The sequence below is a fragment of the Mesorhizobium sp. WSM4830 genome (genome assembly GCF_055811495.1).
This window is the reverse complement of sequence record NZ_JBVVQI010000053.1, coordinates 14209-27782: the sequence shown is the minus strand read 5'-3', so window position 1 is coordinate 27782 and position 13574 is coordinate 14209. Positions and strand designations below refer to the sequence as shown.

7 protein-coding genes and 6 pseudogenes are annotated in these 13574 nt (G+C 60.3%); 6 read left to right on the top strand and 7 right to left on the bottom strand.

The window, feature by feature from the left end:
* The first annotated feature begins 76 nt into the window (after positions 1-76).
* Positions 77-1103: pseudogene (locus AC0L2Y_RS32920) on the top strand (IS110 family RNA-guided transposase).
* Between the two features lie 273 nt (positions 1104-1376).
* Positions 1377-2060 (top strand): annotated as a pseudogene (locus AC0L2Y_RS32915) (transposase family protein); the annotation flags it as partial.
* Between the two features lie 582 nt (positions 2061-2642).
* On the opposite strand, the gene AC0L2Y_RS32910 reads toward AC0L2Y_RS32915, so the two are convergent.
* The 4 genes from AC0L2Y_RS32910 to AC0L2Y_RS32895 form a co-directional block, all read right to left on the bottom strand.
* Positions 2643-3527 carry a MurR/RpiR family transcriptional regulator gene (locus AC0L2Y_RS32910; RefSeq protein ID WP_473562135.1) on the bottom strand — a complete coding sequence of 295 codons (885 nt, stop codon included), beginning with the start codon at positions 3525-3527 and terminating at the stop codon, positions 2643-2645.
* Between the two features lie 179 nt (positions 3528-3706).
* Complete coding sequence (locus tag AC0L2Y_RS32905; protein WP_473562134.1) at positions 3707-4522, bottom strand: enoyl-CoA hydratase-related protein; 816 nt, start codon at positions 4520-4522, stop codon at positions 3707-3709.
* Positions 4519-6711 carry an acetate--CoA ligase family protein gene (locus AC0L2Y_RS32900; protein ID WP_473562133.1) on the bottom strand — a complete coding sequence of 731 codons (2193 nt, stop codon included), beginning with the start codon at positions 6709-6711 and terminating at the stop codon, positions 4519-4521. The genes AC0L2Y_RS32905 and AC0L2Y_RS32900 overlap by 4 nt, the downstream gene beginning before the upstream one ends.
* A 2-nt stretch (positions 6712-6713) precedes the next feature.
* A complete protein-coding gene (locus tag AC0L2Y_RS32895) occupies positions 6714-7493 on the bottom strand; it encodes an enoyl-CoA hydratase/isomerase family protein (protein WP_473562132.1) in 780 nt (259 codons plus the stop codon).
* Positions 7494-7728: 235 nt separating this feature from the next.
* Here AC0L2Y_RS32895 and AC0L2Y_RS32890 point away from each other — a divergent pair, with 235 nt between their 5' ends.
* Positions 7729-9318 carry a gamma-glutamyltransferase gene (locus tag AC0L2Y_RS32890; protein WP_473562131.1) on the top strand — a complete coding sequence of 530 codons (1590 nt, stop codon included), beginning with the start codon at positions 7729-7731 and terminating at the stop codon, positions 9316-9318.
* 340 nt (positions 9319-9658) lie between these two features.
* A pseudogene (locus AC0L2Y_RS32885) lies at positions 9659-10178 on the top strand (ISNCY family transposase); the annotation flags it as partial.
* A gap of 76 nt (positions 10179-10254) precedes the next feature.
* Here the strand turns inward: AC0L2Y_RS32885 and AC0L2Y_RS32880 are convergent.
* Positions 10255-11637 (bottom strand): IS1182 family transposase, encoded by a 1383-nt coding sequence (locus tag AC0L2Y_RS32880; protein ID WP_473562130.1) that lies wholly within the window; start codon positions 11635-11637, stop codon positions 10255-10257.
* A 77-nt stretch (positions 11638-11714) separates the two neighbouring features.
* On the opposite strand from AC0L2Y_RS32880, the pseudogene AC0L2Y_RS32875 reads away from it, so the two are divergent.
* A pseudogene (locus tag AC0L2Y_RS32875) lies at positions 11715-12495 on the top strand (ISNCY family transposase); the annotation flags it as partial.
* Here the strand turns inward: AC0L2Y_RS32875 and AC0L2Y_RS32870 are convergent.
* Together AC0L2Y_RS32870 and AC0L2Y_RS32865 are read right to left on the bottom strand one after the other, a co-directional pair.
* Positions 12471-13076, bottom strand: a pseudogene (locus AC0L2Y_RS32870) (leucine zipper domain-containing protein); the annotation flags it as partial. The pseudogenes AC0L2Y_RS32875 and AC0L2Y_RS32870 overlap by 25 nt on opposite strands.
* 210 nt (positions 13077-13286) lie before the next feature.
* Positions 13287-13367 (bottom strand): annotated as a pseudogene (locus tag AC0L2Y_RS32865) (hypothetical protein); the annotation flags it as partial.
* On the opposite strand from AC0L2Y_RS32865, the gene AC0L2Y_RS32860 reads away from it, so the two are divergent.
* The gene (locus AC0L2Y_RS32860; RefSeq protein WP_473562129.1) at positions 13338-13571 is read left to right on the top strand and encodes a hypothetical protein; all 234 of its coding nucleotides are present in this window, start codon (positions 13338-13340) and stop codon (positions 13569-13571) included. The pseudogene AC0L2Y_RS32865 and the gene AC0L2Y_RS32860 sit on opposite strands and share 30 nt — an antisense overlap.
* Positions 13572-13574 lie beyond the last annotated feature (3 nt).

Here is a 13574-nt window from a genome sequence, read left to right as displayed (position 1 = left end):
TGCCAGCCTTCTCCGACGGCATCGCAATGTGCCAAGTTCGTGGTGCTACAGCCACGCAAAGGAGAGGAAAGCATCCATGGAAGAAGTTACCATCATTGGAGTCGATCTGGCAAAGAACGTCTTCCAACTGCACGGGGCGGCAGCGATGGATCTGTTGTGTTTCGCAAGAAACTGACGCGCGCGCAGTTCGGCACGTTCATGACGGATCATCCAGCCTGTATTGTGGCGATGGAGGCTTGTGGCAGCGCCCACCACTGGGCTCGCGAGATGGCCAGGCTTGGCCATCAGCCGAAACTGCTCGCCCCAGGCTATGTCAAACCGTTCATCAAGCGCCATAAGAACGACGCGGCGGACGCGGAGGCGATCGTCGAGGCAGCACAACGGCCGACGATGCGCTTTGTCAACCGAAGAGCGAAGAGCAGCAGTGCCGCGCCATCGTGTTCCGCACCCGGGAACAATTGGTCAATCAGCGCACCGAACTGGTCAACGCATTGCGCGCGCACCTTTATGAGTTCGGATATGTTGCTCCGCAAGGCATCGGCCACCTACGACGCCTGGCAGAGATCATCGAGGACCAGAACGCGAAATTGCCAGATCTGGTACGTGAAATATGCGACGATTTGCTGGACCGGATCGCCCACCTGACTGGCCGGATCGAGGCACTGAAGAAGACGATCAACGCGCTGTCCAAGGAAGCGCAAAGGTCGCGACGTTTGCAGACCATGCCCGGTGTCGGGCCGATCGCCGCCCTTGCCGTCGAAACCTTTGCGCCGCCGATGGAGACCTTCAAGTGCGGGCGCGACTTTGCCACCTGGCTTGGGCTGGTCCCGCTGCAGAAGTCAACCGGCGGCAAGCAGCGATTAGGCAAGAGCTCGAAGATGGGCCAACGTGATATTCGGCGGTTGCTCATCCTTGGTGCCATGGCTGTGGTGCAATGGGCCTCCCGGAAGGGTGTGCCCAGCGGCTCTTGGCTTGCCCGCATGATGGCAAAGAAGCCACGCATACTGGTGGCTATCGCGCTGGCCAACAAGATGGCGCGGGGGGTCTGGGCGATGCTAACGAAACAAGAGGATTACCGGAATCCGGCGATGGTGCCCGCATGATCATTCAGCAGCACACCTGAAGCCGGTACGTCGGGGATGTGAGGAAGGCAAGAACCGCATGGGCAAATGATGGATCAGATCGGGGTCAGGAAAACCAGTGTTTGAACGGGAGCTGTACAAGCTCGCCAAGCAGATTTGGACCTGATCCGCGCATCACCATACCGGCCCCGCGGCATGTGAACGGCCGCACCTGAGACAGGCCTGACACAAGTCCGCACTCGATCACACGCCCAAAAGTTCAATGCTCTTCTTGCAAAGCGGCTGGCATCCGGGCTCAGGACGGATCTGACCGTCCGCGACATCTCCCGTCAGATCGCCGGCGATGTGGAAGTGGACGCGCTCTTGAAATGGTCGCTCTACCAGGCCTCCACCGTTCTCGAGCAGCGTCAGCGCGAGCGCGGCCGCAAAATCTATATGTTGCATGCGCACAAGGTGTAATGCATCGGCAAGGGCAAGGCACACGCGCCCTACGCGTTCGGGGTGAAGGTGTCGGTGGCGTCGACGCTGCAGCGCTCAAAGGGGGGCCAGTTCGCTCTGCATGCAAAAGCGCTGCCCGGCAGTCCCTATGACGGCCACACGCTCGCAGCGACCATCCCTGACATGGAAAAGACCATCGGCAACGAGATCAGCCGCGTTCTCGCCGACGCCTGCTATCGCGGCCACAACGCGCCGCAAAGCCATAAGTTCAGGGTCTGCACCGCTGGTCAGAAGCGCCGCATGACATCGGCCATCAAGCGCCAGATGCGTCGGCGATCGGCCGTCGAGCCGGTGATCGGCCACATCAAGAACGAACACAGAATGGGCCGCAATTACCTCGCCCACACCCAAGACGATGCGATCAACGTCATCCTGGCCGCCGCCGGCTATAACGGCTCCCTCCTGCTCAGGTGGCTGAAGCATTCTTTGTGGCTCTTGATCGCCGCGTTCCTGAACCGGCCGAAGCAGCTTGCCGCTTAGCTAGCGGTCAACATTGTTCACGGTCGACTACTTGGTTTTGGAGACAGGTTGGCGGCGTCGCTGATCCGACCATGAGAAGCTCAAGATCGTTCTCCAGAGTTGGCATGCCCGGCGCCAAGTTCCGCGACAGACGGCGCAGTGGCATCTCGCGTTCGTTGCTGATCCGATGGCGACGGTCGTTTTCGCTCCCGAGCAGACGGGGATGCCGAACAACGAGTTTCGTCCCGGCAACGGCGATCCCGGGAACCCGAATGGGCAGCTGGCACCGACCCGATTTCCCGGGGGCGATCGACGCTGTCGGTTGCCGTGGGGGTGCTGGCGAGGAGCAGCAAGAATGAACCCCATTTCCGTCGCAGGTCCGCGTGGGAATTGCTATCGGTCACGCCGACACGTGCTTGCGCGAATTAGCTGGCGCTCATGCAGGAAGCCGTCTAATTTGGTGGCGTTGTGTATTCATCGATCAGAGTGCCGCTCGGTACTCACCGCGTTTCAAAGTTTTAACGCAACCGGCTACAGTTCCGAACGCTGAGCCGCTGCAGTGCGGCATCCCCTCCGACAAAAATAAAGCACTGACACCCCTGTTCATTTCCGAGTGCCGCGCGATCTCAAATGAACCTTCAATGTCGCTAGCTGCTCCTCTGTGTGTCTGATGGCCTCAAGAGCTTTCTGCCCTCCGTGGCCTGTCACGAGCGCAGAAAGGACCTCAGCCACAACGAATGCGGGGGCCATCGTATGAAAAAAAGAAGGGCTTTCTGTCGCGACAAGAATGGCGTGCTTTGCTACCTTGGCGAGCGGCGCGACCTCGCTGTCTGTGATTGCGATGATCGGAACTCCTCGCGACGCAGCGTACCGCGCAATTTCAACGGTCGCGCGGGTGTAAGGATGGACGCTTGCGACGAGAAGCACATCGCTCTCAGTTGCTGCTCGAAATGGATCGGCTCCAACAGCCCCAAGTGCGTCAAGAAGGACTGCTCTATCGTCCAACAGCGACACAATGTAATGAAAATACCAGGTTACAGGATGGCTCGAGCGAAGACCGAGGCAATAAATGCGGCGGGCTAAAGAAAGCGACGAAGCTGCTGCCGAGAGAGAATCGAGAATGCTGTGATCCATTAACTTCGAGATCTGGTCTATATTGGAACTTACAATCCCGGCTGCGAGCGCCTGGTCTCCCTTGAGTTTTTGGCTTGCAATCTGCGTCTCAGCCTTTTCCGAAAAATCAAGGCTCCCGTTTCGCACGGTTTCTGCATAAGCCTTGCGAACAGGTTCGTATCCCTCCAGCCCAAACCGCTGAGCAAGCCGAGTCATTGTCGCAGGCTCGACTCCAGCCTGCCGGGCCTGCTGCCGCATTGACAAGAGAGCGACGTCGCGCGGATGATTCAGGACGTAACGCGCGGCCACCTGCAGTTGCGCAGGCAGTTCGTCGAATGCTTCGATGATTCGTTTGCGGAGAAATCCTTGATCCATGTGACTATTATAGGTACCGGCGGCGAGACTGCCAGCTCCATGATCCTGCCGGATTCTCACCTTCTTCGGTGCGAGCTTTTCATTACCGCCTCAAACCCTGGCCAAAAATCGGGGCAACCCCGAACGCGGTTCCAGAACTCAGTACCGTTAAAGCAGATTACCGATATCGCCTTTGGCAATCAGTTCCCTTGAAACCGGGCCAGGCGCTTATCCAGCAAGGCTTCGACCGCCTCGAAATGATCCGAAGTGTCGTGGCACATGCCCTGAAATGCGGCGCAGAGGTCAAGGTAGTCAGGCAGGTCCAACCGCTGCGTCGCCTTCAGTAATCGCTTTGCGAGCCGAAGTGCCTGAGGGGGTTTTCCGGCAATGCTTCCGGCAAGCTGCAGCGCTTGCGCCTTCAATTCGGATGCTGTCGCGATGTCAAGCACGATTCCCAGTCGTAAAGCCTCCTCGGCGGGCACCAGACGCCCGGTGAAAATCAGCTCCGCTGCTCTTTGGGGACCGAGCAGGTCCTGAAGGAACCAAGCGCCGCCGTCTCCCGGAATGATCCCGAGATTGATGAACGTCGAGCCGAATACGGCGTTATCATCCGCAATTCGAATATCGCACATCGTCGCGAGATCGAAACCCGCTCCGATCGCAGCGCCATTGATGGCGGCAATGGCAGGCACTTCCAAGCGGTGCATGGCGAGCGCAATTCGTTGGATTCCGCGGCGGTAGCGATCTTGCACCTCAAAGACATTCCCAGCGAAGCTTCCTCTACGGTCCCGCATGTCCTTGACGTTGCCACCGGCGGAAAAAGCCTTCCCAGCCCCGGTCAAGACCAATACCGAAACGGCCGCTTCACCATTGATCCAGTCGACCGTCCGCACGATATCGTCGATCAGGGCCGTCCCGGTCAGTTCGTTGCGGACGTCGTCGCGGTCAAGCACGAGCATGGCCACGCGGTCGCTAACCTCGAGTTTCGAGTCGATGAGTTTCGGCAGATCGGTCATGCCTCAATCCCTTGCTTCTCTACCGACCGCGCTGTGGAGGACGCGGTGAGAAGGATGCGAACATCCAGAACGGCCAGACCGTCGGGATAGGCAAGGACGGGATTGAGGTCGAGTTCGTCGATTTCCGGGAAGGCTTCAACGAAATCCGAGATACTCACCATGAAATCTGCAAGCGCGTCTCGATCAATCGGCACGCCCCCGCGCATGCCATCGAGAACCGCTTGCGCCTTGATTTCGTCCAGCATCGCAAAGGCATCATTCCGCGAGATCGGGAGCGCGCGGAAGGCTACGTCACTAAGAACTTCGACGAGGACTCCACCAAGTCCAAACATCATGACGTGACCGTACGCTGCGTCGCGCACCACGCCGACGATGACCTCGATGCCGCCCTTCGCTGCCATTGGAGTGACGAGGACGCCGGCAACATTCGCATCCGGTACTGCAGCCTTGGCATTAGCGACTATCTCGACAAAACGGCGACGCACCGATGCGATATCGGCAACATTGAGTTTGACTCCGCCAACCTCCGTCTTATGTAGGATGTCGCGAGATACGATTTTCATCGCGACCATCTTTGCGCCGAGTTGAAGAAAGGCTTGTTCGGCTTCTCGTTCATCCACAGCAAGCAAAGCGGGTGCGAGATGCAGGCCAAAGTCGCGCAGGCTGGCTCGCCCTTCATGCTCCAAAATCTCCCGCCTACCCTCCGCCCTGCATCGCGCGAGAACCTGATCGAAAACTCTGCCGTGCTTCGTTCTGTTTGGCGGCGACGCTTCGAAGCCGCTGCCCACTTCACCGTACTCCGCTAAAGCCTGCATGCACCGCACAGCGGTTTCCAGCGAACTGTGCACGGGGATGCCGCCGCGGCGCATGTCACTGAGTGGTAATGGCCGTTGATCTCCCTGGAGAGCACTGTAGAGGCTGTGAACGATCACGGGCTTGCCGAACCGGCGTGCCATTGCGGCGATCAGGTTCGTCGTATCCATCTCTGCGGTGAGCAGGTCTTGTGAAAAACGGACCGCATATCCGCCGTAGAGACCGGAAATCAGCAGTCCATCCACCATCGAATCCTGCAACAGAATCTCGGCGCAAACGGCGAAAACCGAAGGATCTGTATCCGTACCGCCGGCAACGTCGACGGGATTGACAACCGTTGCGGCCGGAGGAAGCACTGCTGTAAGTCGCCGCCTCGCCTCTTCGCTCAAAAGAGGCAGAACCAATCCACGTTCAGACAATGCATCGGCGGCAATTGTGGCGTGACCTCCACCGTCTGCAAGAATGGCAACGCGGCGCGACCTCAGGGGCGGCAGCAGCGATAGCGCCTCCGCTATTGGCAGAATCTCATCGGATCGGTGCGCGAGAACCGCGCCGGCTTGCCTCAGCACGCCCTCACTAACCGCATATTCGCCTGCCATAGCGCCGGTATGAGACTTCGCCGAAATGCGTCCAGCACGTGTCCGACCCGATTTGTAGATAATAACTGGTTTCTCTAGCGAGATACGCCTCAAGGCGCTCAAGAAGCGGCGGCCGTCTCTCAATCCTTCAACATAGGCGATCACCACGTTGGTGTAGGGGTCGGCCGCAAAATAATCGAGGTACTCGTCGAAGCGGATGTCGGCCTCGTTACCTACCCCTACATAAGTGCTCAAACCGATATGCCCATTTGCCTGAGCTTCCGTGACGAGCGATAGAGCCATGTTGCCGGATTGGGACAAAAGTCCAACGCTACCCGTTCGCAAGTCCGAAAAGCCGACGAGATTGCAGGCCTTGTGAGTATTGAACATGCCCGAGGTGTTTGGCCCAATTATCCTCACCCCGCCAGTCCGCGCAGCGGCTAGCATTGCATCCTGGAGCCGCTTGCCGTCGTCTCCAGCCTCTCCAAAGCCGCCCGCCAGAACCACGGCACCAAGCACTCCTTTTGCGGCGCATTCGGCGATAACTAGAGCAACCGTCGCGGCGGGAGTACAGATCAGCGCAACGTCGACTGGCCCGGGAAGGCTGCCCAGATCGGGCAGGCACCGAATGCCGCAGATTTCGCTTTCCTTCGGATTAATCGGGTAGATTGCTCCTGCATAGCCGTCATCCAAGAGTTTCCTTAGCGACCGATATCCGCGCTTGGCCGGATTCTTGGATGCGCCGATAATCGCGATGGAGTTCGGGGATAGAATGTCGACAAGTTCGTTCGACGCCATTGTTACTCCCCCCGGAATATTGCCGAACGCTTCTCAGCGAAGGCGTCGATGCCCTCCTGCCAATCGCGCGTCGTTGAACAGAACATCATACCCTCAAGCTCAGCGGTAAGCGCTGAGTCGAACGTCCCGTCAGCAGCCGATGCCAACTGCTCTTTCGCAAGCTGCATCGAGAATGGCGCCTTCTTTGACAGTTCGCTCGCCATAGTGCGGACGCCTTCAACGAACTCCTCGTCGGGGAAACAGTTTGAGGCCAGCCCGATCCTAACCGCTTCCGATCCATCGATGTGCCGGCCCACGAAGAGCAGCTCACGCGCTTTTGCCAGGCCAACAAGTCGCGGAAGAATGTGTGTGACGCCGCCGCCAAAGAATGCGCCAAGGCCGATTTCGGGAAATCCAATCCGCGCCGACGCACCCATGACTATAAAATCACAAGCGAGAGCCATCTCGGCACCGGCGCCAAGAGCATAGCCGTTCACGGCGGCAATGACCGGCTTCGGGTGTAAGTGCAGACGTCTACACACCTTTTGTTCGCTCATCAGATATTGTCGCCTGTCGAACGCCGCGCGGCCGGCCTTATGTTCCTTCATATCGGCTCCAACACAGAACGCCCGCCCTTCTCCGGTCAGGACAATCACGCGCACGTTTTTATCTCTTTCAGACTGTTCGAGAGCCGCCAGGACATCGTCGTACAGTTGCTGCACTACTGCATTGAGCCGGTGCGGCCGATTGAGGCGAATTTCAGCAATGCTGTCCTGAATTTTGTAGGTGACAGTATCGAACATCACGTCCTTACCAATGACTCCAGGCGGGTTGGGTAAACCTGTTGGGCCGCACGATAGCAAACCCGGACTCGGGTTGCAACATACGTTTCATTGCTATAAAAATGATTCGGACAGATCAGTGCTGCTATCGGAGGGCACACCTCTTGTGGAAAGCTCATGCTCTGCGGCGCCCTGTTTGCGACAGCAAGCAGTGTAACGGTGCTAGGCTTCAACTTTCTCGCAAATAGGAGTGGCAATGTCGAATACCGGCCAAACAGGAATGGCACTGTCGAATGCCGGTCCAAAGCTGGCCCGGCGTGGCGTGATCGCTGCGGGCTCCCCGCCGGCGACCGACGCGGGCGCAGAGATGCTGCGGCTTGGCGGCACTGCGGCGGATGCGGCAGTGGCGGCGGCACTGGCCATATGTGTCACTGATCCCGCGAACGCGAGCCTGCTGGGCCGGTGCCAGATCGTCTTGCGCACGTCCGAGGGGCGCTTCGCCGCGATCGACGGGGCGAGCGCCATCCCGCATCACTTGCCTCATACGCTCGGGTCTGGGCCGTTGAGTTGCGCTGCCATCCCTGGCCTGCCGCAGGCGCTGGAAAAGCTTCATTCCGAGCACGGTCGGCTTCCACTCGATCTGGTAGCGGCCCCGGCGGTGCGGCTGGCTGAGGAGGGGTTTACTGTACCGGGGCGTCTCGCCGCGGTTTGGGCGCTCCGAGCCGGCGCGATGGCGGAGAGGGGCGCCGGGCCCTATCTGGACGGCCTGAACCCACCGACACAATTCCGCCACTACCAACTCGGCGCGCTGCTTCGCGCATTTGGGGCAAGGGGAGCCTCCGCAATCACCACTGGAGAGACCGCCCGGCGCTTGGCCGAAGGGGTGCGCGCCCGCGGCGGGCATTGGCGCGCGGAAGATCTCGCGGCCAATGCCAGCCGCGACGGCGAAGTCCTTCACGGTCGTTTCCGCAACTGCCGTATTACGACCGTCGGCCGCCAGGGCTGGGGCCACAGCCTGATCGAGATGCTGGCAATTCTTGACCGCCTACCCACCTTTAGCCCGGAGTTGACTGGCGCTGAGGCTTGCCGTCTGATGGCCGTCATCGAAACCTGCTTTGCTGACCGCCCTCAGCACCTCGGCTCACTTGTACCCAAGCCAGACGGCCTCGCCCTTGAGACCCTGGTCAGTCCAGAATTGGTCACTGCCCGGTGCGAGGCGATCGTCCAGCGTCTGGCTTGGGTGCCGCCGACAACTGCCCCTCGCGGAGCACGGCCCGCCCTGGCCAAGGAGCGTGGAGACACTACACATCTCTCGACGCTGGACGCTGAAGGCGCAACAGTGGCGTTGACCATGTCGATTGGTCCTTATTTTGGACTGTGCGCGACGGATGGCGTTTTCGGCCTGTTTCCCGCGAAAAGCTACCGGATGGAGTACGATCCCAAGCTAGGCGCCCGCGATGTAACTGAGATGTGCCCGGTGATCGTGACCCGCGAAGATCGCGTGCTCCTATCGCTCGGCGCAGCGGGCAGCGAACTCATCCCTGGGGCGATCGTCCAGGTGATCGTCAACACCATTGACCGCGATCTTAGCATTGCCGAGGCGCTACGTCACCCCCGGGTGAACCTTGCGGAGGACCAGCCGTACATTCATCCCGATGCGGGAGGTGAGGCAATCGCCGCGCTCGGAGCGCGATGGCCCAGCTTGCGGGTCAGCGCGCGAGGCCACGAGAACAACCTTGGCGTCGTTCACGCAGTGGGACAGGATGCCAACGGCCATCTCGACGGCGCCGCCGACGACGCCTGGGATGGCTCGGCCGTGTCGGTGCCCTCCAGCTCAAAACGATGAGCGACTACCTATAACAATACCCTCCTGGTGAGGCTAATCTTCTCTGAGGTCGCCGCCATGTATGGTGCGTCACTCTTGCGCTCATGCCGGAAAGAAGGCCGTCAAGGAATCTGCGCCCGTCTCCCGCAGCTCACGACCAGGAAGCACTCACCCCACCCGAGCTTTTAGCGCTGTCAGTTCCTTGTCTCAAGCTGTCAAGCGAAGTGAGGATTTGACCCCGTCATCCTGATTGACGCGCCGCGACAATCTAAAAGCGCATTGCCTCGTCGAAATGTTCCTGAATGTTCAACCGTTGCCTCACATAAGTTGCTCCTACCGGGGGGTAAGAGCAGGGGCGACTATGGGACGGCTGAGGATGGCGACAAGGAAAGAACTGACGACGGCGGTTTCAGAGCGCTATCCTGCTTCGACGCGAGCGGAGAAGGCGAGAATTGTGGATGAGTTCGTCGTCGTCACGGGCTTCCACCGCAAGCACGCGATGCGGCTGCTACGACGCGGTGAGGGCCCGTTTGCAGGCCGGCGAGCGCGGCCGCGGATTTATGATGAAGCGGACGCAATGCGCTCATATTACTCTGGGAGGCGTCCGACCGCGTCTGCGGTAAGCGGCTGAAGGCGTTGCTGCCCATCCTTCTTGAGGCGATGGAACGGCACGGTCATTTTGACCTAGCGCCCGAAATCCGGGGCAAATTGCTGGCGATAAGCGCGGCCACGATCGACAGGACGCTGGGACCGATCCGAGAAGGCTTGGGACGTCCCCGACGACGGCCTGCAGCGCATGCCCTGCGACGGAGCACTCCATTAGAACGTCGGCGGATTGGGACGATCCAGCGCCAGGTTTCGTTGAGGCGGACCTCGTAGCCGATATCGTTGAAAAAGTCGGCCGCGTCTCGGCCACGACATCGACTGATGTCAGGTCGTGAGCAGACGTCTTCCGCCTCATGCCGGTTTCGGCATCGGCACCGGAATCAGCTTGGCGAGTTTCCGGAGGTTCTGGGCAGTGGCTGCCAGATGGAACTCGTCTCGAGCACCGTTTGGTCCTCGTAGTCGCAAGCGATCCAGCTTCAGGATGCGCTTGAGGTGGGCAAACAGCATCTCGACCTTCTTCCTCTCGCGACGCGAGGTGACATAGGCGTCGGTGGCGGCAATATCGCGGGCCATGTCCCGCGCACCCTCGTGGATAGAGCGTAGGATCTTGCGGGCTGGACCGTTCGGACAGCATCGAGGCTTGAGGGCGCAGACGTCGCAGTCGAGCTTGCTGGCGCGGTAGCGCATGAAGCCCTCGTCGTCGACACCGTCGCGGGGTGAAGCGAACCGCCGACGATACTGCCTGAGCTCCTTGCCGCCTGGACAGGTGTAGAGATCGCGCTCGCGATCATAGCTGAACTCTGCCCGCTCGAAGGTCCCATCGCGACGCTCCGACTTGTCGAAGACCGGGATATGCGGCTCGATGCCGCGCTCGTGCACCAACCAGCCCAACATCTCGGCCGAGCCGTACGCGCTGTCGGCGGCCAGGCGTTCCGGATAGAGGCCGAAGCGATCCTGGGCGCGATCGATCATGGTGCGTGCCGCGCCGACTTCCGCCTGGCGTATGGCCCGGCTTGCCTCGACGTCCACGATGACGGCGTGATCCAGGTCGATCAGATAGTTGGTGGCGTAGGCGAAGAAGGCATGCCCCTTCATCGCTCCCGTCCACTGAGCCGCCGGGTCGGACCTCGATATGAACTTCGGCTTCACCTCGCTCGCTGCACCCCACGCGGCATCGTCCAACGTGTCGAGATACTCCTGTACCGAGCGGCGCGTTGCCGCCATCGTCTCCCAGTCGACCTGCTCCGATCCCTCGGCAGAGCGCTGCTTGTTCGCGTCCGCCCTGATGAGGCTGGCATCGACGGCGAAGCCCTCGTTGCCGACGAGACCTTCTTCGATGCAACGGCGCACCGTCGTCTCGAAGAGTTCGCGCAGCAGATCGCTGTCGCGAAAGCGGCCGTGCCGGTTCTTCGAGAAGGTGGAATGATCGGGGACATCACCCTCCAGGCCAAGCCGGCAAAACCAGCGATAGGCGAGATTCAGATGCACTTCCTCGCAAAGCCGGCGCTCGGAACGGATGCCGAAGCAGTAGCCGACGATTAGCATCCGGATCATCAGTTCCGGATCGATCGAGGGCCTACCGATCTCGCTGTAGAACGGCCGCAGATGCGAGCGCAGCCCCGACAGGTCGACGAAGCGGTCGATCGAGCGCAACAGATGGTCAGCAGGGACGTGACGCTCGATGCTGAACTCGTAGAACAGCGCCTCCTGCATCACCGTCGGTTCGCCGATCATCGACTCAATCTCCTTTACCAAGGAGATTGAATCAGTGCTTCAGAGCTGCTTCAAGCCGGAGTTTTTCAACACAATCGGCCCATAGCGGCCCTTCGGCTCGCGGCAGCTTCATCCAAACCCTCGTGATCACCGACATCGCGACTGGCTGGACGGAATGTGTGCCGCTGCTGGTTCGCGAACAGACGCTGTTGAGCACGGTGTTCACAGAATTGCGCAAGCAACTGCCCTTCGCGCTTCTGGCCTGGATACGGACAACGAGACCGTTTTCATGAACGAGACGTTGAAGGCCTATTGCGCCGCGCCAACGTCGTCTTCACGCGCTGCCGCCCCTACCGCAAGAATGACCAGGCCTTTGTCGAGCAGAAGAATGGCGCCGTGGTGCGTAGGATGGTCGGAAATCGTCGGTTCGAGGGGCTGGAGGCCGCCACGCTGCTAGCGAAGCTCTACCGGTCAGCGCGGCTCTTCGTGAACTTCTTTCAGCCATCGTTCAAGTTGATCGCGAAGCAGCGCGACGGCGCGCGTGTGCGCAAGACGTATCGTCCGCCGGCTACGCCCCATCAGCGTCTGGTTGCCGACCCTCGCACCTCAGATGCAGTCCGCTCCCGTCTGCAGGAAATCTACGCCGGGCTCGATTCTGTCTTGCTATTGCGCGATATCCGTGCCGTGCAGGAGCGACTCGCTGCGCTTGCCGATACTCCGCCGGCCATGCGCCCTGACGGAACAGCTCAGCCAATCGACCTTTTCCTGGCGAGTTTGCGGACTGCTTGGAAGGACGGAGCTATCCGGCCGACGGATCGCTCGTTTGTGACAGCCAAAAGGGGGCGGCGGCGTCCTGACCCTCTCGTCAAGGCGACGGCGCTCTCCTTCCTTTCATCCGGCAGTATCTGCGAGAAGGCGATGCGCGAGGCGTCGTCGATGGCGACGTGGACGAATTCCCAGCCGACGCCGCGGCTGTTGGACTGGCCTTTGCGATCACCTGTTATGCGGTGGCCGACGCGCTCGAAGCGGCCGAGCTTCTTGATGTCGATGTGGATCATTTCGCCTGGCTGCTCGCGCTCGTAGCGCATCACCGGCTCGGCTGGCTCCAAGTCCGCCAATCGCGACAGGCCCGCCCGTGCAAGCACCCGGCTCACCGTCGCCGGCGAAACGCCAACCTCATGCGCGATGTGCTGGCCGGTGAAGCGCTGACGCCGCAGCGCCACGATCCGCTCGACGATCGGCTGCTCGGTGGCGCTGGGGCTATGCTTGGGCCGCGACGAGCGGTCGGCCATGCCGGCCCGGCCCTCAGCTTTATAGCGCTCGACCCAACGCACCACGACCTTCGCCGTGACCGCATATTTCAACGCCGCCTGGGCTTGGGAAAGGCTGCCTTCTATGACCGACAGCGCCATTTCCTCTCGACGCAGCGGCGTCAGACGGGCATTCTTATGGATGTTCATTCGGACCCTCCGGCGAATCTGAAGCTTGGTAACTCCAGTCTTCTCGGTCAGGTCCGAATGGACAACCTCCCGAAAGCTCACATCTAGATCATCACGCCGCGACCGCCATAGCGGACATGCCATTCGGTTGCCTGCCCTCCTAGGCGCCGAATTCTTGGAATCCGACGCGCTGGCTGTGCTGGCTTCACGCCAGATGGCGGTGCTGCGGATTCCCAGCGTCGCATCGGCAACACGTCCGCAGGCCGTCGCGAGCGCATCCCGATGGACGAAGCGCCGGCCAACATGAAGCAGTTCCTCGTAGTTGACATCCGGGCATCCGGCCGCCGCCTCTTCCGGCTGGGCAACATCGCGAGCTTCAGGGCCTCATGGAACGTGGACCCGGATTGCCATGATGCCGACGCCTGCGTGAAAACGGCTATCGAACCTCCGCCCGCTTCATGCCAAGTTAAGGTGACGGCACTAGCAAAAGGTTTTAATAAACGGGAAATCGTATAAACT